The sequence below is a fragment of the Alteromonas sp. 5NW40-0090 genome (assembly GCF_057552975.1).
In genome coordinates this window covers 175,774-198,224 of sequence record NZ_BAAJLT010000004.1, presented here as the reverse complement: position 1 = coordinate 198,224, position 22,451 = coordinate 175,774, and the positions used below count along the sequence as shown (strand labels likewise).

The window sequence follows — 22,451 nt, the reverse complement described above, 5'->3', positions numbered from 1 at the left end:
TGGAGTTATGCATGAGTCAATGTGCTTGTTAATGTTTTGTAAAAACAAGCCTTTGTGAATTTTTACTATACAAGGGTGAAGGTTCTCGGCCTTAGCACCCGAAAATAGTATGCGGAATTAGAGTTAAATAGCGGGGTCGAAAGAAGAATGAGCCTTCTCTCGCTCTTGAGTTTCCGTTAGGTCGAACCCCGTTTCTGCGAAGTCTTCAGCGCTAATATTGTGTAAATTATCGGTACACACATCGCCACCTAGCGACTGTATGACCTTGCACATCTCTTCCACTTTGGTGTCCATTTGGTGCATGTGCTCTAGCATTATGCCCATCGCATTGGCCACCGGATCAGGGTTATCTGGCGCGACAGCATAGGCATCAAAACCATATTTCTGGGCAATTTTATCTCGCTCAGGGTTTACCGACGCATTCATCTCTTTTTGCTTCGAAATAATGATACGGCCGGGGATCCCCACCGCCGTAGCGCCATCAGGAATATCTTTTACGACCACAGAGTTAGACCCTACTTTAGCGTTTTCACCTATAATAATAGGCCCTAACACTTTGGCACCAGCGCCAACTACAGCGCCTTTTTTAAGGGTTGGGTGGCGCTTACCTGCTCTCCAGCTAGTGCCTCCAAGAGTAACGCCGTGGTAAAGGGTGACATCATCGCCAATTTCTGCTGTTTCACCAATGACCACACCCATACCGTGGTCGATAAACACGCGACGTCCTAACGTGGCACCAGGATGAATTTCAATCCCCGTAAGCCAACGGCTAAAGGTTGATAAACTGCGTGCTAACCATTTCCATTCAGCCTTCCATAATTTGTGACTAATGCGATGCAGCCACACTGCATGGAGGCCAGGATAGTTAGTTAGCACTTCAAAGGTGTTTCTGGCCGCTGGGTCGCGATGAAATACACCTTGGATATCATCTTTTATACGGGTGAACATAGTGTTTACTCTTTTTCTTCTATCGCTGGTGCAGGGTCTGCATCGCCTGAGTTAGCATTCTTCACCGATTTATCGATAGACGCCAATATACCGCGTAATATATTAAGCTCTTGAGACTCAGGGCGCGCTCGGTTAAACAAGCGGCGCAGCTTAGTCATAACCACACCTGGGTGACTTTTGCGAATGAACGACGTGCCTTCCAGCGTGGTTTCCAAATGCGTATAAAAACGCTCTAAATCGTCATTCAGTGGATATTCTTCCTCAACGCTTGGATAGGTTTCGCGATTTAGATAGGCTATGCGAATCTCATAACAAAGGGTTTGCACTGCTGCTGCTAAATTAAGTGAGCTGTATTCAGGGTTAGCTGGAATACACATATGGAAGTGACACTGCTGCAGCTCTTCATTAGTTAAACCACTGTTCTCACGCCCAAACACCAAAGCTACCGGGTATTTTTCTACTTCTTGAACCAGCTTCTCGCCACAGTCGCGCGGGCCTAACATAGGCCATGAATGAGTGCGAGAGCGTGCAGACGTCCCTACTACCAAGCCACAGTCTTTAACTGCCTCTTCCAGCGTGCTTACAATTTTCGCGTTAGCAAGCACATCACCAGCCCCTGCCGCCAAAGCACTGGCTTGGCCGTCTGGCTCATTTACTGGGTCGACAAGATATAAGCTGCTCAGTCCCATGGTTTTCATAGCTCTTGCTGTCGAACCGATGTTTCCCGTGTGAGACGTGTTAACTAAAATAATGCGAATATTCTCGAGCATGCGTGTAATACCTACGTACTTATTTGGATAGCGTCTTTAATTCGATATTACGCGCTTTTGACGTACTATCTTACAGACCTTAATAGCGTTAAGTTTAACACAGCGGCAGTATAGATGGCTATGCACGCTATTGTGCTGGGAATTCATTTGCATCGCGCATAGATTCTGGTAGACTCCGCCCGTTTTCGAAAACAACTAGCTATTTTTTGTACAGTTAGTTTGTTTCATTGGTCTTTTACAATTGGTGGTTTATCTATGCATCCTATGCTGAATATTGCGGTGCGCGCTGCGCGTGCGGCTGGAACAGTTATTGTTCGTGGTTTTGAAAAACATAATGAAGTAGCAACAGAGTCAAAAGGCTTAAACGACTTCGTTACTCAAGTTGATAAAGAAGCAGAGCAAGCAATTATTGCCAAAATTCAGCAGTCTTATCCGAACCATTGCTTCCTAGGCGAAGAATCGGGTGAAGTTTTGGGCACAGAAACTGATTATCAGTGGATCATCGATCCTCTAGATGGCACCACTAACTTTGTAAAAGGCATTCCTCACTTTGCCGTTTCAATTGCACTTCTTCACAAAGGTCGCTTAGATCAAGCGGTTGTTTTCGACCCAATTCGCAGCGAACTATTCACCGCGAGCCGAGGTCAAGGCGCGCAGCTTAACGGTTATCGTATTCGTGCTTCTAAGCCTCGTGACCTTTCTGAAACCATTATTGCTACTGGCTTACCGTTTAAGAACAAGTCTCAATTTGGCGAGTATGCACTAAGCCTTAACAAAATTTTCCACGAAGTAGGCGACATTCGCCGCGCAGGTAGTGCAGCGCTAGACCTTGCTTACGTTGCAGCTGGCCGCCACGACGGTTACTGGGAGCGAGGCATTAAATCTTGGGATATCGCAGCAGGTGAGCTTATTGTTCGTGAAGCTGGCGGATTGGTAACAGACTTTAAAGGCGGAAACGACCCGCTTCACAAAGGCGAAATTGTTGCTGGTAGCGTGAAGGTTGTTCAAGGCCTAGTTAAGCATCTTAAGTAAGAAGCATCTTAAGTAAGAAGCACGTTAAGTAAGAAACATCTTAGGTAAGCTAAACACCTTACATAGCTGGACAAATAGAGGCTAAACCCTCGCTAAATTATTGAATAAAGGCGCTATTAACGGCGCCTTTTTTTGTGGCCATTTGGCATAAAAAAACCGCATCATAGATGCGGCTTTTTGTACGTTTCACGGGTGTAAAACTAAGGCATAGGATCTAAATCTGCGCCTTCCTTTTCCACTTGCGGCGGCATTAGATCTTCTTTACTAATACCCAATGCAAGTGCCACTGAACTTGCGATATACACCGATGAGTAAGTACCTACCACTACACCAAACAGCAATGCTGTTGCAAATCCGTGAATAAGCGCACCACCTTTGTAGAATAACGCGACCAATACTAACACCGTGGTTAATGAGGTGATGATAGTACGGTTTAGGGTTTGCGTTAGCGAGATATTGATAATCTCAACAGGCTCACCTTTACGAATTTTGCGGAAGTTCTCACGAATACGGTCACACACAACGATGGTATCGTTAAGTGAATAACCAATTACCGCTAGTACCGCTGCAAGTACCGTAAGGTCAAATTCGATTTGAAGTACCGAAAACAAACCTAGCGTGAGTATAACGTCGTGAGCTAGTGCCGACACTGACCCTAGGGCGAATCGCCATTCAAATCGCATCGCGACATAAACCAGAATACACAGGAGTGCGACTAGCATCGCAAGGCCGCCCTGCTCGGTAAGCTCTTCACCTACGTTAGGACCTACGAACTCGATACGACGCATATCAACCTCAGTACCATCAGCGCGCAGCGCAGCCAGCACCTGCTCGCCAATAGTCACGGCTTTAACGCCATCACGAGGAGCAATGCGGATAAGTACGTCTTGGCTACTTCCAAAGTTTTGTACGATAGCATCTTCGAAGTTTGCTTCGTTTAGCTGGGCGCGAATACCTTCTAAATTAGCGGCATCTTCATAGCCAACCTCAATGAGCGTACCGCCAGTGAAGTCTAGTCCCCAGTTAAGGCTATTAACGCCTAGCGACACAAACGAACCTAAAATGAGTACCGTTGATAACACCATCGCAGGAATGCGAAGGCGCATAAAATTGACGGTATTGGATAGTTTTAATAATTGCATGTTACTTCCTTAAATCGCCAATTTCTCTACGCGTCGACCGCCCCATACTGCGTTAACAATAACGCGCGTAACAAGGATTGCGGTAAACATCGAGGTTGCTATACCGATCATCAGCGTAATCGAGAAGCCTTTAATTGGGCCTGTGCCCACGGCAAATAGAATTAAGCCTGCAATGAAAGTGGTAATGTTAGCATCTAGAATGGTAGAAAATGCACTGTCGTAACCTTGGTGGATGGCCTGCTGAGGGCTGCGGCCGTCGCGTATCTCTTCTCGAATACGTTCATAGATAAGAACGTTTGCATCTACCGCCATACCAACGGTCAGTACAATACCTGCCATACCCGGTAGCGTAAGCGTTGCACCAGGGATCATCGACATAATGCCCACAATCATAACTAAGTTTGTAATCAGAGCGATGTTCGCTACCACACCAAACGCTTTGTAGTAAATCAACATGAAAACAAGTACCGCTGCCAGACCATACATAATAGCCTGCATGCCCAGCTCAATGTTTTCTTTACCTAAGCTTGGTCCAACCGTACGCTCTTCAACAATTTGAATTGGCGCAATCAGTGCACCAGCGCGAAGTAGCAAAGCTAGGTCACGGGCTTCTTTTGGTGAATCAAGACCTGTGATTTGGAACTTGCTACCCAGTTGTGCACGAATAGTCGCAACCGAGATAACTTGCTCGTGTTTTTCAAACACTAGCTTGCCTTCTTTGTTACGTTCGCCGGTCGACTTGTATTCGATAAACACCGTAGCCATTGGTTTACCAATGTTGCCACGGGTCGAGCGAGACATTTTGTTACCGCCTTCAGAATCAAGCGAGATGTTTACGTTCGGAAGCCCATACTCATCAACACCGCTATTCGCATCAATAATATGGCTACCGGTAAGCATAATACGCTTTTCAAGCAGCTGTGGAATGCCTTGCTGATCTTCAATTACTTGAGAGCCAGGAGGAACGCGGCCGTTCAATGCATCACGGATGTCGTTCTTCTGATCTACCATGCGAAATTCTAGTGTTGCTGTAGCATTAAGAATTTCTTTCGCACGAGCGGTGTCTTGAATACCCGGAAGCTGCACAACAATGCGGTCAGCACCTTGCTTTTGTACAAGCGGCTCAGCCACACCAAGTTGGTTTACACGATTACGAATAATGGTAATATTTTGCTTAACCGCGTTGTCGCGAATTTCTTGAAGCTTGCTTTCAGCAAAAATAGCGCGAAGTGTTAAGTCATCCACCTGGTTAAAAGTAAGGTCGCGACTTTGGTTGCGCAAAAAGAACTCTGCCTTGTCTAGCGCATCTTCATCACGGAAAGTAATGTCGATATGGTCGTCAACCTGCTTCACACCACGATAGCGAATACCTTCTTCACGCAGTGAAGTACGGAAGCCGCTTTCTGCATCTTCAAGAGATTTAGCAATCACTTCGGTCATATCCACTTCCATCAAGAAGTGAACACCACCGCGAAGGTCAAGACCTAGCTTCATTGGCGCGCCACCTAGGCCTTCAAGCCATTCTGGCGTGTCAGGGGCAAGGTTCATAGCCACGTAGTAGTCATCACCAAGCGCCTTTTCAAGCGTTTCGCGCGTAACAAGCTGAGTATCAGAATCCGAAACGCGAACTAATATTTGTTCGTTCTCAAACTCAACGCGTTTTGCGGAGATATTTTTTTCTTTTAGCGCGGCTTTTACTTGTTCCACAGTGGCGTCTGTTACCACAGCGTCACGGCCTGCTGAGATTTGTACGGCGTGATCTTCACCGTAAATGTTAGGAAGCGCATAAAGTGCACACATTGCAACCACAATGAGTGCACTCAGTACTTTCCAAATAGAGTTTTTGTTTAGCACTGGATAATCCTTTCGTGCCAGTACCGGGAAGCGTCCCGGCCCCGGCGATTGTTACTTACAGTGACTTCATCGTGCCTTTAGGCAGCACAGCAGTTACTGAAGACTTCTGAACAACGATGTTGTTTGAATCGTTAAGTGCAACTTCAATGAAGTCTTTTTCATCTGACACTTTAGTGATTTTGCCTACCAAACCACCTTGTGTTAGCACTTCATCACCTTTGCTAAGTGAAGATACTAGGTTTTTATGCTCTTTTACGCGCTTAGCTTGTGGGCGGTAAAGCAAGAAGTAAAAGATTAAACCAAATACAGCTAGCATGATGATCATTTCCATGCCGCCACCTTGCGGCGCACCAGCAGACTGTGCGTAAGCGTTAGAGATAAATAGGCTCATAAAATTCCCCAAATATTATCGTTGTTATAGTGCCGGAACCGGCAACCCTTTTTGTTCATAAAATTCTTGTACAAACTCATCAAGCGTACCCGCGTCAATCGCATCGCGAAGACCCTGCATCACACGCTGATAGTAGCGAAGGTTATGGATGGTGTTTAAGCGCGCACCCAAGATTTCGTTACACTTGTCCAAATGATGTAAATAAGAGCGAGAATAGTTTTTACAAGTGTAGCAATCACAATTCTCATCTAATGGCGAGGTGTCGTTTCTGTGTTTCGCATTGCGAATCTTCACTACGCCTTCAGTCACAAACAGGTGACCGTTTCGGGCGTTACGCGTGGGCATTACACAGTCAAACATATCAATGCCGCGACGCACAGACTCTACCAAATCTTCAGGTTTACCCACGCCCATTAAATAGCGAGGTTTATCTTCCGGAATTTTAGGCGCGGTATGATCGATAATGCGGATCATATCTTCTTTCGGCTCACCTACTGAAAGACCACCAATGGCGTAGCCGTCGAAGCCAATAGCTTCAAGGCCAGCAAGTGAAACGTCGCGCAGACCTTCGTACATACCGCCTTGAATGATACCAAACAGTGCCGCTGGGTTATCACCGTGGGCTTCTTTACTACGTTTGGCCCAACGCAGCGACATTTCCATTGAAACGCGTGCTTCTTGTTCAGTAGCGGGGTACGGCGTACACTCATCAAAAATCATCACGATGTCAGAGCCCAAATCGCGCTGAACTTCCATCGATTTTTCAGGCGTAAGTAAGATCTTTTCGCCGTTTATCGGAGAGCGGAATGTTACACCTTCTTCGGTAATTTTACGCAAATCACCCAAGCTAAACACTTGGAAGCCGCCCGAATCCGTAAGGATTGGCTTGTCCCAATTCATGAAGTCGTGCAGGTCGCCATGCTGGCGAATAATGCCTGTACCAGGACGAAGCATTAGGTGAAACGTGTTTCCAAGACAGATGTGTGCACCGCTGTCTTTTAATTCTTCAGGGGTCATTCCCTTAACAGTACCGTATGTACCTACGGGCATGAACGCTGGGGTTTCAACAACACCGCGTTCAAACACCAAACGACCGCGTCGTGCTCGGCCTTCGGTTTTTAACAACTCAAATTGCATGTGAAAGCATTCCCACTTTGGTGCGCTTTTGCGCTGGGTATAAAAATAAATTGGCGGCGATTATACCAGTAATTCGGCTGAGATCATGCCCCGTATCTATGTTTATCTGTAACTAAGCTATAAAGGCCTGCAAAACACCGATTTAAACGCCTAATGTCCTTGGGCGAATGTGCTTAGGCGCGTTCAATAAACATAGAATCACCGTAGCTAAAGAATCGATATTCTTTCTCTATCGCTTCTTGATACGCCTTCATGACATTCTCTTTGCCTGCGAATGCGCTAATTAACATCATTAGCGTGGACTCTGGAAGGTGAAAGTTAGTGAACATTGCGTCTACCACTTTAAACTCAAAACCAGGGTAGATAAAAATCTCAGTATCTTCGTTAAATGGCGCAATAACTTCCTCGTCACCGCGCTCTGCACTTGCCTTTGCCGCTGACTCCAAAGAGCGTACAGAGGTTGTACCCACTGCAATAACGCGTTTACCGTTGGCCTTTGTGGTAAGAACAGCGTCAACGACGTCTTGCGGTACTTCGGCGAACTCCGCGTGCATCTTGTGCTCTTGAATATTGTCAACGCGCACAGGCTGAAACGTACCCGCGCCAACGTGCAAAGTTACAAAGGCCAAATTCACGCCTTTTTCTTTTAACGCAGCCAGTATTGCATCGTCAAAGTGTAGTCCTGCAGTAGGCGCCGCAACCGCGCCTGGCTTTTGGTTGTAAACGGTTTGATAGCGCTCTTTATCAGAGTTTTCATCGGGACGGTCGATGTAAGGCGGTAGCGGCATATGGCCATGAGCTTCCAGCAGCGTTAATACGGTCTCATCGTGGTCAAACTGCAAGATAAATAGCGCATCGTCCCGCCCTGTCACCGTGACATTCACTTTTTCTTCAAGAATCAGCTTAGCTCCGGGTTTAGGCGCCTTGCTCGCGCGAACATGGGCCAACGCAGTATTGTCCGACGTGATGCGCTCGATCAGCACCTCAACCTGACCGCCTGTTTCCTTTTTGCCCAGTAAACGCGCAGGAATAACCCGCGTATTGTTGAACACCAAGAGGTCGCCTGGCTCTACAAATTTCAGCATGTCAGCGAACATCGTATGCGCCACAATGCCTGTCTTCCCGTCTAAATGTAACAAGCGGCTCGCTGTGCGTTGCTGAGTTGGGTATTTGGCGATGAGTTTTTCGGGTAGCTCGAAGCTAAAATCTGATAGTTTCATAAATACGACTGAGTTACGGCATAAAAGTTAGACAAAAGTAGAGCATTAAGTACTATTTAAGTTGCAACTTAAAGCTAATAAAAATAGATTTATAGATTAAGCCAGAGTCAAAATAAAAACAAAAAAACTTATTTATCAACAAATTAAAAATTAACGTATGTTATAAAATAACTTTATATTGAACAATATACGCACAATTCAATTTATTAAATAGCACTCAAAACCTTAAACGGTTAAGATACCAACAGATAGTGATGATGTTCTCCCATAAACATTCCTTATCATTCGTACCCAGCACTTGCTGGGTATTTTTTTATCTGCTTGTTTTCCCTGCCTGCCTTCACTCATCGCCACGTTATTGCGAAGCTCCGATTCCTCTGCGCGACAGGTAAGTTGAATATCGATATCTTATAAACGTCGGTATTTTACGCTGTTTATCACTGAAGATCAGTTAAGATTTCTTCTAAAAGCGCAGCATCTAATGGACGCGCCTTTAACACGTACAATATTTGTAGAAGTAGATCGGCGCCCATAATACCTTTATTGACCTTATTTCTGAGATTATCTGCGCTTTGCTCCACGCCAATCTCTTCTAGCCTTTGGCTTAACGCTTGATATTTCACGCCGCGCACAGACATTTCGGATTTCACTACTCTTGCAACCGTTTGCCGCCACGCATTCTTAGCACCTTGCGCATTTCCTGTGTTCACACAGCCTCCAAAACCACACAAATGTGATGTATATTTTACAAAAACACACTTTTTTACACTTATAGCATGTATTTAATGTTGACGATTATGGCACAACAGGTCTACACTGCAAGTCAAGATATTGGCGAAGATGAAAATAGTCGTTACAGTAAACTTGGTTGTATGTAGCACAAGGCACTTGTTCTTTATCTAAGTGCAGTTGTATAACACACCTCGTAAACGACATTCATTTTCACAACTATCGCTTCAATAATTAAAGGAGAAAGGTATGAGCTGGGAACTAGAAAGCATCGAAGCCTTATTTAAAGAGCATGATGACTTTGTGGTAACACGTGAGGAAAACTGCTTACTTATCGCTAATCAAGACGGCATAGATGCCTGGCTTGCTATTAGCGGAGAGCAGATCTTAGTAGAGAGTCTTTTGTTTGCAGCGTCGGAAGTAAAAGATAAACCAGCGCTAGATCATGAAATTTTGTCTACTCATATGGTGTTCCCTTTGACCACGGTAGGCATTTCAAATATTGGTGGTGAAGAGTACTACACTGCCTTTGGTGCGCTAAGTGCCCAGTCAAAAGCCGAAAGCATTGTTATTGAAGTGGAAACCCTGTTTCAGAATGTTGCATCTTTCTTAGATGCCTACGAAACACACCTTAACTAAAATTTACTTCTTAAGGAGAAGCGAATGTCAGTGTGGAAAAAACTAATTACTGCAGTAAAAGGTGGTGCTACCGAAGCTGCTCAGTCTGTTGCAGACAGTCAGGCTATTCGAATTCTGGAACAAGAAATTAGAGAAGCCAAAGAAGAACTGCGTAAGTCAGACCATGCACGTACCCAAATTTTGGCAAAGTGCAAACTTTCTCAGCAAAAAGTGGATAGCTTCAATTCGTCAATTGCGGAATACGAAGCCCATGCGCGTAAGGCCATCGATAGCGACCGCCAACTAGCGCTAGACTGTGCTCAAAAAGTGTCTGAACTTAAAGAAGAACGAGACCAAGAACAAACTTATCTTGATCAGTTCCAGCAGTCAGAAAAGCAATTGGCACAAAATATCCAACAGGCGAAAGCGAATTTACGTCGCTTAGAGCAGCAAGTGGATATGGTAAAAGCCACTGAAAGCGTTCAAAAGGCACAAGTAGCGGTTTCTTCACGCCATATGGGCGCGAATAGTAAAATGAAAACGGCGACAGAATCACTGTCACGTATTCAAGATAAGCAAAAGATGCGCAATGCTGAATTGCAAGCTGCAGAAGAGTTAGCGAACAACGAATCGAGCAGCGATTTAGAAAAACGCTTAGCCGAAGCAGGCATTAAAGGGGGTAAAACCTCGGCCGATGATGAGCTAGCGCGAATTCTAGGCAAGTAAGTTAGAAAAATGGGAGCTACGCGCTCCCATTTTTAATTCTTGTTACAATAATTTCCTGCGTAAATTACTGTTAAGCAAAGCGCTAACCTAGACAAATCAAGTACTTCAAGGCAGAGTAAGGGCACGCATAACAAGGGCTGTTTCTTTTATGTCTCCATGGATAAAACTGCGAAAAATAATGCTGCAATATTTTGCAGAATCACGTTGGTACACCATTGTCGGTGCCACCGCTTTTTACGCAGTAACAAGCTATTGGCTGCTATACGCTGCGGACGAGCACGATTTAATTACCAACACAGACTTTGTTTACTGGCTGGCGGTCACCGCCTCTACAGTGGGCTATGGTGATTTATCTCCCGTCACGCCAGCGGGAAAACTGGTTGTAGCGCTTTACGTCATACCGCTTGGTTTGAGTATCTTCGCCATGGTAATTGGCCGGATTGCAGCTTGGGTTTCATTAACGTGGAAGAAAGGATTGTTGGGTATGAACAGCTTGATGCTAAATGAGCATATCTTGGTAATTGGGTGGAATGAGCAGCGTACCATGCTGCTGCTTGATTTAATACTGCAAGAACGCGATGCCATGCCAGAGCGCCCCGATATTGTACTGTGCGTGAAGGCTGATATCACTAATCCCATGCCTGGCGTGATTGAGTTCGTTAAGGTAGATTCGTTTAACAAAGACGAAGATATGGATCGCGCCTGTGTGGCCACCGCCCGAACTATTCTTATTGATAACCCACAAGACGATGTCACCATGACTACCGCGCTGTATTGCACTAAACGCAATCCTGATGCACATCAAGTGGCTTATTTTGATGATGATAGCCTAGTCAGCTTACTTCAGGATCACTGTCCTAAAGTGGAGTGTACACCGAGCGTGGCAATAGAAATGTTAGTTAAAGCCGCTTTTGATCCTGGTTCTAGCATGCTTCATCACGACTTACTAAGTATTGATGAAGGCCAGGCGCAGTTTTCAGTAAAAATACCAGAAAGTAGCCACGCCATTTCTGTTGCTAAGTTATTTATTAATTTGAAACGTAAACACGATGCTATCTTTATTGGTTATGCGCCAAATGGTCTTGTGAAAGAAATGGTGGTAAACCCACCGTTGGACGTTACATTAAACCCGGGAGACACCTTGTTTTATATTGCTGAGCGCCGCATTAATGCAATTAACTGGTCTTCTCTGGACGCTGATTAAGAGGCGTAAACATGTTTAGTAAACTATTTAAAAAATCAGAACCTAAAAAACCTAATTCGCCAGAAATAATGGGGCTTTATTTAGGTGGCTCTTTCGAGTTAGATAACTTGAAACTTTCGCTATTAGAACCGGAGCTCACTATTGAAGGTGCAGCCCGTTCTCAATTAATTCAAGCGGTAGGAGAAGCGCCCTTAGATACAGGTGGCACTCTGCTTCGCTTTTACACCGACGACGATGGATTTTTACAGGTGGTCACAGACGGCGGCTTGTCTGAGAATCATATTACCGATGTTAAGCTGTGGCATTTTTACGAAACAAAAACCATTGGTAATACTGCTCAGTGGAACGAATGCTTGAAAAACGTTATCAGCCAGCCCACCTATGAGCTCGACGGCAAGGTCTATACCCGCGTGTGGGGTGCAGTGGGCGATGAGTCACCGCCTGTTGCCGTCACTGAAACTACCTATGAAGAAGACGGTGATGTGAGTACCACTGATCAGTTTATGATGCTGTACGAACGCCCAATCAGTAATGACAGAGTTGAAACCCTGCTTGTTGTGGGTGAAGAAAAGCAAGTAGGTAATAATTTAGATAGATGTTTGGTGATTTCAACGGGGTTTGATGTTGAACCTGCAGATATCACTATAAACGGTTAATAAAAAGGGAATAACTATGGATACGATCATGCAATCTTTGGCTGGCCTGGACAACTTTGCGCTTTACTTCGGCTTGTCGATTGTTTTTTTGTTTATCTTCAAGTTGGTGTACGCCTTGGTCACACCTCATGATGAATGGAAGCTGGTAAAAGAAGAGAAAAACGTCGCCGCTGCTATCGGCTTTGGTGGCGCTATTATCGGTTTTGCTATTGCCTTGGGAAGCGCAGCTTCAAACTCTGTTGCTGTAGTAGATTTTGCTATTTGGGCGCTTGTTGCTGTGATTGCACAATCCCTAGCGTTTGCCATTTTGCGCTTCAGCTTTATGCCGAAAATCGCCGAGCGCATAAACAATAACGAAGTTTCTGCGGGTGTAATGCTTGCCAGCATGTCTATTGCCGTAGGCTTACTCAATGCCGCTTGCATGACCTATTAAGGGGGCAGCGATGACTGATAAACGAAATACTCAGCTTGATGTTATTGATAGCGTGCAAGGTGAGAAGCCCGCATTGAAACGCACCAAACATATTGACCTTAGTCGCATGCGCAAAGGTTTTAGCGTGAAGCCTTTAGCATTGGGGGTGGCCAGCGTTATTTTGAGTGGTTGTGGCGGCGAAAAAGAAGACGCCACTATTTATACCTCGCTAGAAGACTGTAAACAGGATTTTCCTGATGCAGTAGAGCGCTGCGAAGCTGCCTACCAGACAGCGGTCGACGAGGCCATGCGCACCAGTCCGCGCTTTAGCTCTGAGTACGACTGTGAACATGAATTTGGCCCTAACCAGTGCCAATATGTGAATAATAGTAGCGGCAGCTTTTTCATGCCATTCATGGCAGGCTACATGGTGAGCTCTCTGCTATCGCCAAATCGCTATTACTCACAGCCCTTATATACTTCCTATTCATATAATTCACCGTTTCGTTCACGCTGGATAACGGCAGACGGCTATGTGTTCGACGGCGACATTCGCAAAAGAAAATATCGCGTTAATAAAGACGTTTATAAGCCTAAGCCTACCGTGAACCGTACAATGAAACGAGGCGGGTTTGGTAGCAGCGTTCGTGCAAAATCGTCTTGGGGTAGCAGCAGCCGTAAAGGCGGCTGGGGCGGATAACTATGTTTAGAATGCCTTGCCAGCCTCGCAAAGGCTGGCAGCAGTTGGCTAACGAGTTTGGTTTTCATTTCCACACCATGTATGGCGAGCCTTATTGGGATGAAAGTGCCTACTACCAATTCACGCTAGCGCAAATTGAAAACGATATTGAAGACCCCACAGCCGAACTACATCAAATGTGCTTGGCGGTGATCGAAGATGTGGTAAATAGTGAGGAATTACTTACTCGATTTCGAATTCCAGAGCAACATTGGGACTTAGTAAGAAACAGCTGGCAGGAAAGAGCACCCAGTTTGTATTCACGCCTTGATCTTGTCTACAGTGGCAAAGGGCCAGCTAAGCTGCTAGAAAATAACGCAGATACACCCACCAGCTTGTATGAATCTGGGTTTTGGCAGTGGCTGTGGCTTTCACAAAATGTGGATGCCGGCAAACTCGCCCTGCACGCTGATCAGTTCAATAGCTTGCAAGAAAAACTAGTTCATCGCTTTCGCGAAATAGCATTGCACTACAACATTAATCAACTGCATATGGCGTGTTGTAAAGATACCGTAGAAGACCGCGGAACAGTACAGTACCTACAAGACTGCGCTACAGAGGCCGGGCTTTTAGCTGACTTCGTTTTTATTGAAGACATTGGGTTAGCGGACACAGGCATTTTTACCGATCTTCAAGACGCGCCAATTACAGACTGCTTCAAGCTTTATCCTTGGGAATTTATGCTGCGCGAAGAGTTTGGCGACGTGTTAGAAGATGCCCAGGTTAATTGGATAGAGCCTCCGTGGAAATCGATAATCTCCAATAAAGCCTTGCTTCCTCAGCTATGGAAGAAATTTGAAGGCCACCCTAACCTGCTTCCCGCTTATTTTTCAGATGAAAAAAATGCAAATAGTTTGTCCGGAAAGTGGATTAAAAAGCCTCTCTTTTCTCGAGAGGGAGCCAACGTATCAATTATCGAAGGTGGTGTTGAGAACGTTTTGAGTGATGGTCCTTACGGCGAAGAAGGCTATATTGTTCAAGCGTTTGAACCTTTACCCGTCTTTGAAGGTAATCATACACTTATTGGTAGCTGGTTGGTGGATGACATGCCCGCAGGTATTTCAGTAAGGGAAGATGCATCTGCTATTACCCAAGATCTCTCTCGCTACCTTCCCCATATTATTTTGTAATTTATTTAAGGGGGCCTTTTTATGAAGCCGCTTTCTTTTCAAATTCGCGTTCTGCTAACGTTAGGTGCACTATTAATCGTAATAGAAGTAGCAAACTTACTTACCGGCAATGCACTTAATCAGTTTGGTGTAGTGCCTCGCACACTGTCAACCTTGCCATATATATTCACAGCCCCGTTCCTTCACGGTACACCCACCCATTTAATGGCTAACTTGGTGCCTCTTTTGCTGTTCATGTGGCTTACTATGCAGTGGGGAAAACGCACGTTTCTCATCGCTACGCTAAGCGCACTGCTTATTGGTGGTTTAGGCGTGTGGCTATTCGGTAGAAGCGCTACGCATATTGGCGCGAGCGGCATGGTATATGGCTACTTCGGCTTCCTCGTGCTAGCAGGTTTTAGAAGTAACAAAGTGCGGTATTTACTTATTTCACTTGTAGTTGCAGCGCTATACGGAGGAATGTTGGTTGGGGTGCTTCCCACATCTAAATTTATTTCCTTTGAATATCATTTGTTTGGCTTTATTGGTGGCTTATTTGCCGCATGGCACTGGGCACGCTAATTAGTTTACGTATAATTAGCCTCAAGATAAGACGTTTTAATTAGATATGTCAGCAGTACAAGAACCTACACAAAAGAACCAAGGCTTTTTCGGCAACCTCGCGTTTAACATTGTTATTCCTGTGGTGCTAATGAGCTATGCAAGTTCAGAAGATTACCTAGGCCCTGCGTGGAGCATTGTGGCGGCACTCAGCTTTCCTATTGGTTATGGCCTTTGGGATTTAAAAGAGTCGGGAAAGGTCAATGGATTTTCCATTTTAGGTATTATAAGCGTATTACTTACTGGTGGGTTTAGTTTACTTAAACTGCCTGCCGAGTATATTGCGATAAAAGAAGCCGCTATCCCGGGCATTATCGGTATCGCAGTACTGGTCACTCAATACTCTAATAAACCCTTGGTCAAAATGCTTATTTTGAACGACCAGATCATAAACTGGCCTCACCTAAACCAAGTTCTTGATGCGAAAGGCAAGCAACCAGAATTTAAAAAGAAAGTTGCGGTTAGCTCTTATATTGTAGCAAGTTCGTTTTTCCTCTCTTCTGCACTAAATTATATCTTGGCAAAAATGATATTGGTCAGTGAGCCGGGCACTACGGCATACACTGAAGAGCTTGGCCGAATGACTGCGCTTAGCTATCCAGTCATTGTGATCCCGAGCATGATTTTGCTTATTGCAGCGCTCTGGTATTTGTTTGCTCAAATCAAAAAAATTACTGGCGAAGAACTCGATAACTTTATTAATCAGTAAAAAGACAATCGATAAGGGGCTTAACGCCCCTTTAACATGCCCTGCCCCACAACTAAGGCTGTTACATATCTACTATCCTAAGCCATCAAAGCAATATCCTTAGACGCATAAAAGTATTCGCCCATCAAATTCCCACACCGCTTTTAACCAAAAAGCGTGGGTATTACGTATACTCTCAATGATAAAAATAACTCGTTCTATTAGAACATGTAGGCGCTAATTTAAAGCGCGCATAGCACCTCTAACTGTGCGCCAGCAGCACTGCATATTGCATGCATTCTCGCTCCTTCATGTTCACACTAAGACGGTTCAATACAAAACGGCGAATTATGCTGACCATAAAAGACTTAAAGAAATCTTTTTCACAGACAGGGGCTCCGCTCATCAACAACCTTAATCTCACTGTAGAGACTGGTGAATCGGTGAGTGTTCAGGGGGCTTCTGGCTGCGGTAAATCTACCTTGCTGTCGCTTATTGCTGGGTTTGAGACACCCGACGGTGGAGATATTGCGGTAAATGGATTGTCGATTGCCAGCAACAGCAAACTTGATAACACATTTAAAGCGAGGGATATCGACAATTTTCGCAAACAGCATTTAGGTATTGTGTTTCAAAGCTTCAATCTATTCGACTGCTTTAATGCGTGGGACAACATTGCCTTTACTGCAAGGCTAAAAGGTAATGTGGATAACGACTACCAACTAGCGTTAATGGAGCAGCTTGGGATATTACCCCTATCGCAAAAGCCGCTAAGTCAGTTATCTGGCGGTGAACAGCAGCGCTGTGCCATTGCTAGAGCACTTGTACATCGCCCCTCACTTATTTTGGCTGACGAACCCACCGGCAATTTAGACGAAACCACCAGCGAAATCGTGTCTGACTTACTCTTTAAAACCTGTAAAGAGGCCAACACTTCTCTTGTTGTGGTTACTCATAGCCAAGACGTCGCGGTAAAAGCAGACGCCGCTTTGCGGCTACACAAAGGAGTATTAGAGAGAGTGAATTGTGAAAGTACAGAGCAAACCTTGTCTTCACCAATAGCAGCAAGCTAATTACAGGTGAAAGACGTTAGTGATATGCGCCTTGTGAAAAACACATCGAAAACAGCAAGTAGGAAAATAACGTGCTACGCACTTTACTGTTAGCGCTTTCTAGCTTACTTGCAATGGCGAGGCACAGGCCGTGGGAGCCTTTGCTCATCATGGCTGCAATTATACTAGCCAACGCTGGCTTAGTTACCGTTTTGCTTATAAACGAAGGCGCCACACAAGGTGAACTGTTACAGACGAAGCAAGGACTTACCTTCGGCAGTATTATAACTCCAGCAGACAGCAGAGCTCGCTTTACACAAAGCGATTATGCCACGCTTCGCAAGCAGGGATTTACCCAGCTTGTTGCGATAGCTGAACGCGACATCACCCTATCGTGCAATGCCAGCAAGCCCACAGCAACAACTCTCACATTACTTGGTGTTGATACTCAGCCTCTTTTAGGAAGTGCATTTAGAAAGAGAGGTTTTGAGGCGCCTGCCCAAAACGATAGCGCTCTTTCGCTTTCCTATTTATCGCAAAATGCGAAGAAATTTAGTGAAATGGAAAACCAGCAGACGCGAGCAGGACGTGTATTACGCTCAAATTCTGGGGGCGACTTCGCTGTAAATGGGCTTATTCACCCCTTAACGAGCGCAAAACTGGCCTGTCACGACACGCTCAATGAAGCCGATAAAAAATCCGCGCCTAGTCTTTATTGGCCTGCAACGGTTAGCGCGTATGTGAGCAGTTTTGCCCCGCAAAATACAATTTTGATCTCTATCGATGGGTTTTACAGAGGCGGGGTAACGATTGAGAATGATGAACCTGTTAAGCCTGTTACTCCTGACAATCCTAAACGCGCGCAAGAGAATCAAGCAAAGCAACAGAAAGCTTATGTCCCACTTTCCGGGTTTATTGCACTTTCACCGCTATCACAGCAGCATTTAACCCAAATAGAAACCCTACTTGGAATACCTGTAAAGCAAACCACTAGTAATACAGACAATGACACCGGTTCGTTGCCAAATAGTTTTAGACTAAATCTTTGGGCAATGAGTGGACTGATGGGCGTTGTGGCGCTTTTTATAGTACTTAACGCGCTAAACTTGATGTACCGCACGCGGCTACCCAATATCATTCGTTTACGGCAGCTGGGCATATCTCAGCGAATTTTAAGCGTTGCCCTATTCACCGAGTTGCTTGTTTACTGCGTAATAAGTATTCCAATTGGCATGTTCATCGGTTTTCAAGCGGCGTCATGGTTGTCACCTGTGATAAACGGTACATTTACGTCATTGTTTAACGCCGTATTTGTTAACCCAGACGTTAATCTGCTTTTCACCTTCGGCTTCGCTTTAACAACGACCTTTATATCTCTGGTTGTTTTTTCGTTAGTTTCTATCATTAAGCTTTCAAATGCCCTAACCGTAGCGCCTGCCAAAAAAGAAAACGCGTTAGGCCAGTTTGCCGTAGGTCTTATCTCTTTATGTGCCCTACTACTATTATTTATCGCTGAGAAGTTCGTATCTTCTACTGCTTCAGCACTTTTCTTTGTTGCATTGTTACTTCTTACCAGCTGCGCACTAGTACTTCTTTGGTTACCCATTTTGTCTAAGCTGCTGACTAGATTTGTACCAAGACAGTGGCCCGTGTTTCACTACGTCATTGCTAATATGCATTTACTGTCTAGCAAAACCCGTCTTGCCGTTTGTGCATTCTTTATCGCGCTTACCGCAAATATTGGTATGAATACCATGACGGACAGCTTTAGAGACGCCACTGAACAATGGTTAACGCAAAGGCTTTACGCGCCTTTCTATCTGTACACCGACGCGCCACTTAGACGTATTGAAACGTTATCTACCAAATCGTTACCACCGCTTGCTTTAACTCCTTTACTTAAGGCAGAGGGAGCTGTCATTGGCTCACATGCTCAAGAAGAGACACATAAAGAGATACATAAAGAAACACGTGAAGTCAGTAACAGCCCGCCCACTTACGTTTCTATCAGTAGCTACCCCGTTCACCAAAATGGTAAAAAGGCGCTTGTCCTCGATGATGTAATAAACAACGACCTCAACACAGTGTGGCGTGAGTTTACAGAAGGAAAAGGGGTATTCATCAATCAGCAATTAGCGTTTGCCCTTAACGCTAAGGTAGGACACACGCTAGATATAGAAAATATTCGCCTTCGTAAAACTGCGAATTCAAGTTCTTCGGCGGTTAATCCATCTAGCGAGGCTTATAGCTCGCCGCAAGAGAAAACTACTGACCCAACACAAGGATCACAAAGTAGTTCGTCGAACTCAAACGTATTTGCAGCGACGCCTCAATGGAAAGTGCTGGGGATTTATCCTGACTACGGTAACCTGAACGGGCAAATATTGGTGCCTCTTCCCTCGTTTAATCGAAACGATCCCCTAATCAGGGAGCAACTTTTTTCCGGTGTAGTGGCTATTTACCCAGAGCCTTCTATTGAGGCTAACGTGATAGGCGACAACAAACAAAGCACCTATGAAAAGGACATCCTCGAACAGCGGCTAAAATCACAGTTAGGAGAACACCGCGAGATTGCCCTTTATACCAGACAAGCGCTGTTAGATACGTCTATGCAGACCTTTGATCGTACCTTTGTGTTAACCGACGGGCTAAATATTACCACCCTACTGGTGGCGGGCGTCGCCTTCGCTGTTTCGCTGACGGTACTAACCATAGGCAGCGCAGCGCAGTTATCTGTATTGCGTGCCCTTGGCGTTAGTCAGCTTAAAGTAAAAGCTTCCCTGTTTGCGCAATATCTGTTGCTTTGTTTTATCTCAGCCTTGCTCGCCATTCCTTTTGGCGTGTACTTGGCCTATGTATTTATTCAACAAGTAAACCGACATGCGTTTAACTGGGTGTACCCGCTTTCACTTAATGCACAGGTTATTCTCTCTAGCGTCGGGTTATCGCTGCTTATCGTTTCGCTAGTGCTGTTGTTACCTTTAGGAAAACTTAAGCCGAAAATTGATTTAAGGCAGGAAGTTCAGCTATGACAAACCATTTAGGTAGTGCCAACACCACGTTTTTGCGATTTAAAGCCAACACCTTTTTAGTACTTATAGCTATTTTTTTTACGTTGAGTGCATGTACTGAAAACCAAAAAAACGAAACCTTGGGAACCTCCACGCCAAACGGTTTTTTTGGAAACATGCAGTCGAGTGATTCCTTCACGCCAGTACAACGGGACTATGTTTTGGAGTTACCGCGCGACCACAAGAGTCATCCCGATTTTCAGTTAGAGTGGTGGTATCTTACTTTTGTGTTAAGTACTGAAGAAGGGCAAGAGTTCGGCCTTCAATATACACTTTTTCGTTTCAATACTGAGCTAAATGCCCCTGTAAGCGCTAAGGCTAATGCTGAAAATAGTGCTGAAGGTAGCGCCGAAAGTAGTGCTAGTCATAGCTCTGAAGATAACCTCCATACTAACGCTAATAGCCATATCGCAAGAAACTGGACCGATGGCCAGCAGTGGATGGGACATGCTTCGCTGCACACCGCTGAACAGCATTATTTCGAAGAACGATTTGCAAGCGGCGGCGTAGGTAATGCCTATGTGAATCAACAACCCTTTACGACAGTTATTGACGATTGGGTTTGGAAAGCGGCACAGGCGAAGGTCCAAACAGATGCAGAAAACAAAGCCATGTTCCCGTCCGTGTTAACTTTCGCTTTCGGGCAAAGCAGTGCACATCACCCGGTTAAAACACGTGGAAAAACCCCCGATCCCCCTGCAGACAGACTATTAGAATTAAATAATGCGTCGGGCGTTAGCGCCGTCAAAGTCGCGCTCAAACTAAACACCTCTGGGCCTTTTATCAAACAGGGGGACAACGGCTACAGCAAAAAAACACAAAACGAACGACTTCGCTCCTACTATTACAGCCAGCCGTTCATTAACGCAGAGGGTACGTTAAACATAGAGGGCAATAGCGTAAAAGTTACGGGTAAAGGCTGGTTTGATCACGAATGGACGAGCCACCTAGCCAACAGTGAAGTCATGGGATGGGATTGGTTCTCGCTGCATTTAAACGATGGAAGTAAATTGATGGCGTTTCGCATGCACGCCATGAATGAAAACATGAAAAATAGCACAAGCAAACACAGCGAAATATTCACAACGGCTAGCTATATAGCGGAAAATGGCACGAAAGAAACCATCGAGCAAGCCAACGTTTCAATTACGCCAACGGCGTATGAAACAATCAACGAGGAAGAGTCACCTCGCTCTGTTCCCACCGCTTGGCGTATTCAAATACCAGAAAAAGATATCGACCTATCCATTAGCCCGTTCAAGGAAAGCCAATGGAATAACAGCTTATTTCCCTATTATGAAGGGCGAGTGGAAATAAAAGGATCCCATTCAGGGAGCGGTTTTATGGAATTGACAGGCTACTAAGGCCTGTTGACCTTTGTTATATAGCGAAGCGCAATAGCCCTAATAAATAGACCAATTAATGCGTTCACTTAGCGATGTCAAAGCCGCCACACCTAGCTGAGAATTACCCACGCTATTAAGCGCTGGCGAAAATACGCAAATTGAAAAGCGTCCTGGTACAACTGCTACTATGCCTCCGCCTACGCCACTTTTACCCGGCAAGCCTACTTTAAAGGCAAAGCTCCCAGCTTCGTCATACATACCGCTGGTCGCAAGAAGTGCGTTGACTTGTTTGGTTTGGTAGGGAGTAAGCACTTGTTCATTTGCGCAAGTAGAAAAGCCGGCGTTAGCAAGAAAACTGGTAGACCGAGCTAGGTCTTCACAGCTCATTTCTAACGCACAATTGTGAAAGTAATTACGAAGCACATCTTCCACTTCATTTTCGAAATTCCCATAGGCCTTCATCAAGTATGCCATTGCCGCATTGCGAGAGCGATGCTCGTATTCAGACTCTGCCACCACCTTATTCACCACAATATCGCCATTACAGCTTAAGCGTCTTACAAAATCTCGCATGGCAATATGAGGCGAAGCAAAACGAGATTGCACCATGTCACTGACCACCAGCGCACCGGCATTAATAAAGGGGTTGCGGGGAATACCGTTTTCATATTCCAACTGTACAAGTGAGTTAAACGGCAGTCCAGATGGCTCACACCCTACTCGCTCCCACATGATTTCACCGTAGTGATTAATAGCTAAAACCAGGTTAAAGACTTTTGAGATACTTTGTATTGAAAAAGGAACGCTCGCATCGCCTATCGACGTTATTTGACCGTTTGTATCGCAAATTGAAATGCCAAATTGCCGTGGATTAACCGTGGCCAACGCAGGGATGTAATCGGCAACTTTTCCCATGCCCAACATGGGTTCAACTTCATCATAGATATCTTGAAGTAGTGCCAGCATTTCGTTTTTCATAGTTCCCC

Annotated in this window: 22 protein-coding genes; 13 read left to right on the top strand and 9 right to left on the bottom strand. The window is 45.1% G+C overall.

Features of this window, described 5'->3' with window-relative positions; genetic code table 11:
- Positions 1-123: 123 nt before the first annotated feature.
- A complete protein-coding gene (cysE, locus tag AC27KT_RS06545; protein ID WP_487128444.1) occupies positions 124-948 on the bottom strand; it encodes a serine O-acetyltransferase in 825 nt (274 codons plus the stop codon).
- Positions 949-953: 5 nt separating this feature from the next.
- Entirely contained in the window at positions 954-1,718 is a 765-nt protein-coding gene (gene trmJ, locus AC27KT_RS06540; RefSeq protein ID WP_487128442.1) for a tRNA (cytosine(32)/uridine(32)-2'-O)-methyltransferase TrmJ, read from the bottom strand.
- Between the two features lie 255 nt (positions 1,719-1,973).
- Between trmJ and suhB the strand changes: the two genes are divergently transcribed.
- Entirely contained in the window at positions 1,974-2,750 is a 777-nt protein-coding gene (suhB, locus tag AC27KT_RS06535; RefSeq protein ID WP_014950183.1) for an inositol-1-monophosphatase, read from the top strand.
- 200 nt (positions 2,751-2,950) lie between these two features.
- On the opposite strand, the gene secF is transcribed toward suhB, so the two are convergent.
- From secF to AC27KT_RS06505, 6 genes are all read right to left on the bottom strand, one after another.
- Entirely contained in the window at positions 2,951-3,892 is a 942-nt protein-coding gene (gene secF, locus AC27KT_RS06530; RefSeq protein ID WP_487128439.1) for a protein translocase subunit SecF, read from the bottom strand.
- Between the two features lie 9 nt (positions 3,893-3,901).
- Entirely contained in the window at positions 3,902-5,746 is a 1,845-nt protein-coding gene (gene secD / locus AC27KT_RS06525) for a protein translocase subunit SecD (protein WP_487128437.1), read from the bottom strand.
- Positions 5,747-5,801: 55 nt separating this feature from the next.
- The gene (yajC, locus tag AC27KT_RS06520; RefSeq protein ID WP_014979840.1) at positions 5,802-6,137 is read right to left on the bottom strand and encodes a preprotein translocase subunit YajC; all 336 of its coding nucleotides are present in this window, start codon (positions 6,135-6,137) and stop codon (positions 5,802-5,804) included.
- Positions 6,138-6,161: 24 nt separating this feature from the next.
- Positions 6,162-7,274: a tRNA guanosine(34) transglycosylase Tgt gene (gene tgt / locus AC27KT_RS06515; RefSeq protein ID WP_014950189.1), complete on the bottom strand. Its 1,113-nt coding sequence runs from the start codon at positions 7,272-7,274 to the stop codon at positions 6,162-6,164.
- 173 nt (positions 7,275-7,447) lie between these two features.
- Positions 7,448-8,494, bottom strand: a complete 1,047-nt coding sequence (gene queA, locus AC27KT_RS06510) for a tRNA preQ1(34) S-adenosylmethionine ribosyltransferase-isomerase QueA (RefSeq protein ID WP_014999070.1) — start codon at positions 8,492-8,494, stop codon at positions 7,448-7,450.
- A 437-nt stretch (positions 8,495-8,931) separates the two neighbouring features.
- Positions 8,932-9,204: a DUF6471 domain-containing protein gene (locus tag AC27KT_RS06505; RefSeq protein WP_136782231.1), complete on the bottom strand. Its 273-nt coding sequence runs from the start codon at positions 9,202-9,204 to the stop codon at positions 8,932-8,934.
- 268 nt (positions 9,205-9,472) lie between these two features.
- On the opposite strand from AC27KT_RS06505, the gene AC27KT_RS06500 reads away from it, so the two are divergent.
- The 12 genes from AC27KT_RS06500 to AC27KT_RS06445 all read left to right on the top strand — a co-directional run bounded on the left by AC27KT_RS06500 (position 9,473) and on the right by AC27KT_RS06445 (position 21,483).
- Entirely contained in the window at positions 9,473-9,862 is a 390-nt protein-coding gene (locus tag AC27KT_RS06500) for a DUF2170 family protein (protein WP_014950192.1), read from the top strand.
- Between the two features lie 24 nt (positions 9,863-9,886).
- Positions 9,887-10,567 carry a PspA/IM30 family protein gene (locus AC27KT_RS06495; protein ID WP_136782230.1) on the top strand — a complete coding sequence of 227 codons (681 nt, stop codon included), beginning with the start codon at positions 9,887-9,889 and terminating at the stop codon, positions 10,565-10,567.
- Positions 10,568-10,715: 148 nt separating this feature from the next.
- Positions 10,716-11,771 (top strand): potassium channel family protein, encoded by a 1,056-nt coding sequence (locus AC27KT_RS06490; RefSeq protein ID WP_487128433.1) that lies wholly within the window; start codon positions 10,716-10,718, stop codon positions 11,769-11,771.
- Between the two features lie 11 nt (positions 11,772-11,782).
- Positions 11,783-12,427 carry a YjfK family protein gene (locus tag AC27KT_RS06485; protein ID WP_321824682.1) on the top strand — a complete coding sequence of 215 codons (645 nt, stop codon included), beginning with the start codon at positions 11,783-11,785 and terminating at the stop codon, positions 12,425-12,427.
- Between the two features lie 16 nt (positions 12,428-12,443).
- The gene (locus tag AC27KT_RS06480) at positions 12,444-12,860 is read left to right on the top strand and encodes a DUF350 domain-containing protein (protein WP_014950196.1); all 417 of its coding nucleotides are present in this window, start codon (positions 12,444-12,446) and stop codon (positions 12,858-12,860) included.
- Positions 12,861-12,870: 10 nt separating this feature from the next.
- Positions 12,871-13,539 (top strand): DUF1190 family protein, encoded by a 669-nt coding sequence (locus tag AC27KT_RS06475; RefSeq protein ID WP_487128430.1) that lies wholly within the window; start codon positions 12,871-12,873, stop codon positions 13,537-13,539.
- Positions 13,540-13,541: 2 nt separating this feature from the next.
- Positions 13,542-14,708 (top strand): glutathionylspermidine synthase family protein, encoded by a 1,167-nt coding sequence (locus AC27KT_RS06470; RefSeq protein ID WP_487128428.1) that lies wholly within the window; start codon positions 13,542-13,544, stop codon positions 14,706-14,708.
- 21 nt (positions 14,709-14,729) lie between these two features.
- On the top strand, positions 14,730-15,269 hold the full coding sequence (locus AC27KT_RS06465) for a rhomboid family intramembrane serine protease (protein ID WP_014950199.1): 540 nt from the start codon (positions 14,730-14,732) through the stop codon (positions 15,267-15,269).
- Positions 15,270-15,315: 46 nt separating this feature from the next.
- Positions 15,316-16,017 carry a VC0807 family protein gene (locus tag AC27KT_RS06460; protein WP_039218203.1) on the top strand — a complete coding sequence of 234 codons (702 nt, stop codon included), beginning with the start codon at positions 15,316-15,318 and terminating at the stop codon, positions 16,015-16,017.
- A gap of 329 nt (positions 16,018-16,346) precedes the next feature.
- Positions 16,347-17,069: an ABC transporter ATP-binding protein gene (locus AC27KT_RS06455; protein ID WP_487128425.1), complete on the top strand. Its 723-nt coding sequence runs from the start codon at positions 16,347-16,349 to the stop codon at positions 17,067-17,069.
- Between the two features lie 71 nt (positions 17,070-17,140).
- On the top strand, positions 17,141-20,080 hold the full coding sequence (locus tag AC27KT_RS06450) for an FtsX-like permease family protein (RefSeq protein ID WP_487128423.1): 2,940 nt from the start codon (positions 17,141-17,143) through the stop codon (positions 20,078-20,080).
- Positions 20,077-21,483: a lipocalin-like domain-containing protein gene (locus tag AC27KT_RS06445; protein ID WP_487128421.1), complete on the top strand. Its 1,407-nt coding sequence runs from the start codon at positions 20,077-20,079 to the stop codon at positions 21,481-21,483. Before AC27KT_RS06450 ends, AC27KT_RS06445 begins: the two co-directional genes overlap by 4 nt.
- A 39-nt stretch (positions 21,484-21,522) precedes the next feature.
- Here AC27KT_RS06445 and glsB read toward each other — a convergent pair whose 3' ends face one another.
- Positions 21,523-22,431: a glutaminase B gene (gene glsB / locus AC27KT_RS06440; protein WP_487128632.1), complete on the bottom strand. Its 909-nt coding sequence runs from the start codon at positions 22,429-22,431 to the stop codon at positions 21,523-21,525.
- Between the last annotated feature and the right edge of the window lie 20 nt (positions 22,432-22,451).

What these genes read in the sequence shown, in the direction of transcription:
- cysE (WP_487128444.1), bottom strand. Translation starts at nt 948, where the DNA reads ATGTTCACCCGTATAAAAGATGATATCCAAGGTGTATTTCATCGCGAC.
- trmJ (WP_487128442.1), bottom strand. Translation starts at nt 1,718, where the DNA reads ATGCTCGAGAATATTCGCATTATTTTAGTTAACACGTCTCACACGGGA.
- suhB (WP_014950183.1), top strand. Translation starts at nt 1,974, where the DNA reads ATGCATCCTATGCTGAATATTGCGGTGCGCGCTGCGCGTGCGGCTGGA.
- secF (WP_487128439.1), bottom strand. Translation starts at nt 3,892, where the DNA reads ATGCAATTATTAAAACTATCCAATACCGTCAATTTTATGCGCCTTCGC.
- yajC (WP_014979840.1), bottom strand. Translation starts at nt 6,137, where the DNA reads ATGAGCCTATTTATCTCTAACGCTTACGCACAGTCTGCTGGTGCGCCG.
- tgt (WP_014950189.1), bottom strand. Translation starts at nt 7,274, where the DNA reads ATGCAATTTGAGTTGTTAAAAACCGAAGGCCGAGCACGACGCGGTCGT.
- queA (WP_014999070.1), bottom strand. Translation starts at nt 8,494, where the DNA reads ATGAAACTATCAGATTTTAGCTTCGAGCTACCCGAAAAACTCATCGCC.
- AC27KT_RS06500 (WP_014950192.1), top strand. Translation starts at nt 9,473, where the DNA reads ATGAGCTGGGAACTAGAAAGCATCGAAGCCTTATTTAAAGAGCATGAT.
- AC27KT_RS06495 (WP_136782230.1), top strand. Translation starts at nt 9,887, where the DNA reads ATGTCAGTGTGGAAAAAACTAATTACTGCAGTAAAAGGTGGTGCTACC.
- AC27KT_RS06490 (WP_487128433.1), top strand. Translation starts at nt 10,716, where the DNA reads ATGTCTCCATGGATAAAACTGCGAAAAATAATGCTGCAATATTTTGCA.
- AC27KT_RS06485 (WP_321824682.1), top strand. Translation starts at nt 11,783, where the DNA reads ATGTTTAGTAAACTATTTAAAAAATCAGAACCTAAAAAACCTAATTCG.
- AC27KT_RS06480 (WP_014950196.1), top strand. Translation starts at nt 12,444, where the DNA reads ATGGATACGATCATGCAATCTTTGGCTGGCCTGGACAACTTTGCGCTT.
- AC27KT_RS06475 (WP_487128430.1), top strand. Translation starts at nt 12,871, where the DNA reads ATGACTGATAAACGAAATACTCAGCTTGATGTTATTGATAGCGTGCAA.
- AC27KT_RS06470 (WP_487128428.1), top strand. Translation starts at nt 13,542, where the DNA reads ATGTTTAGAATGCCTTGCCAGCCTCGCAAAGGCTGGCAGCAGTTGGCT.
- AC27KT_RS06465 (WP_014950199.1), top strand. Translation starts at nt 14,730, where the DNA reads ATGAAGCCGCTTTCTTTTCAAATTCGCGTTCTGCTAACGTTAGGTGCA.
- AC27KT_RS06460 (WP_039218203.1), top strand. Translation starts at nt 15,316, where the DNA reads ATGTCAGCAGTACAAGAACCTACACAAAAGAACCAAGGCTTTTTCGGC.
- AC27KT_RS06455 (WP_487128425.1), top strand. Translation starts at nt 16,347, where the DNA reads ATGCTGACCATAAAAGACTTAAAGAAATCTTTTTCACAGACAGGGGCT.
- AC27KT_RS06445 (WP_487128421.1), top strand. Translation starts at nt 20,077, where the DNA reads ATGACAAACCATTTAGGTAGTGCCAACACCACGTTTTTGCGATTTAAA.
- glsB (WP_487128632.1), bottom strand. Translation starts at nt 22,431, where the DNA reads ATGCTGGCACTACTTCAAGATATCTATGATGAAGTTGAACCCATGTTG.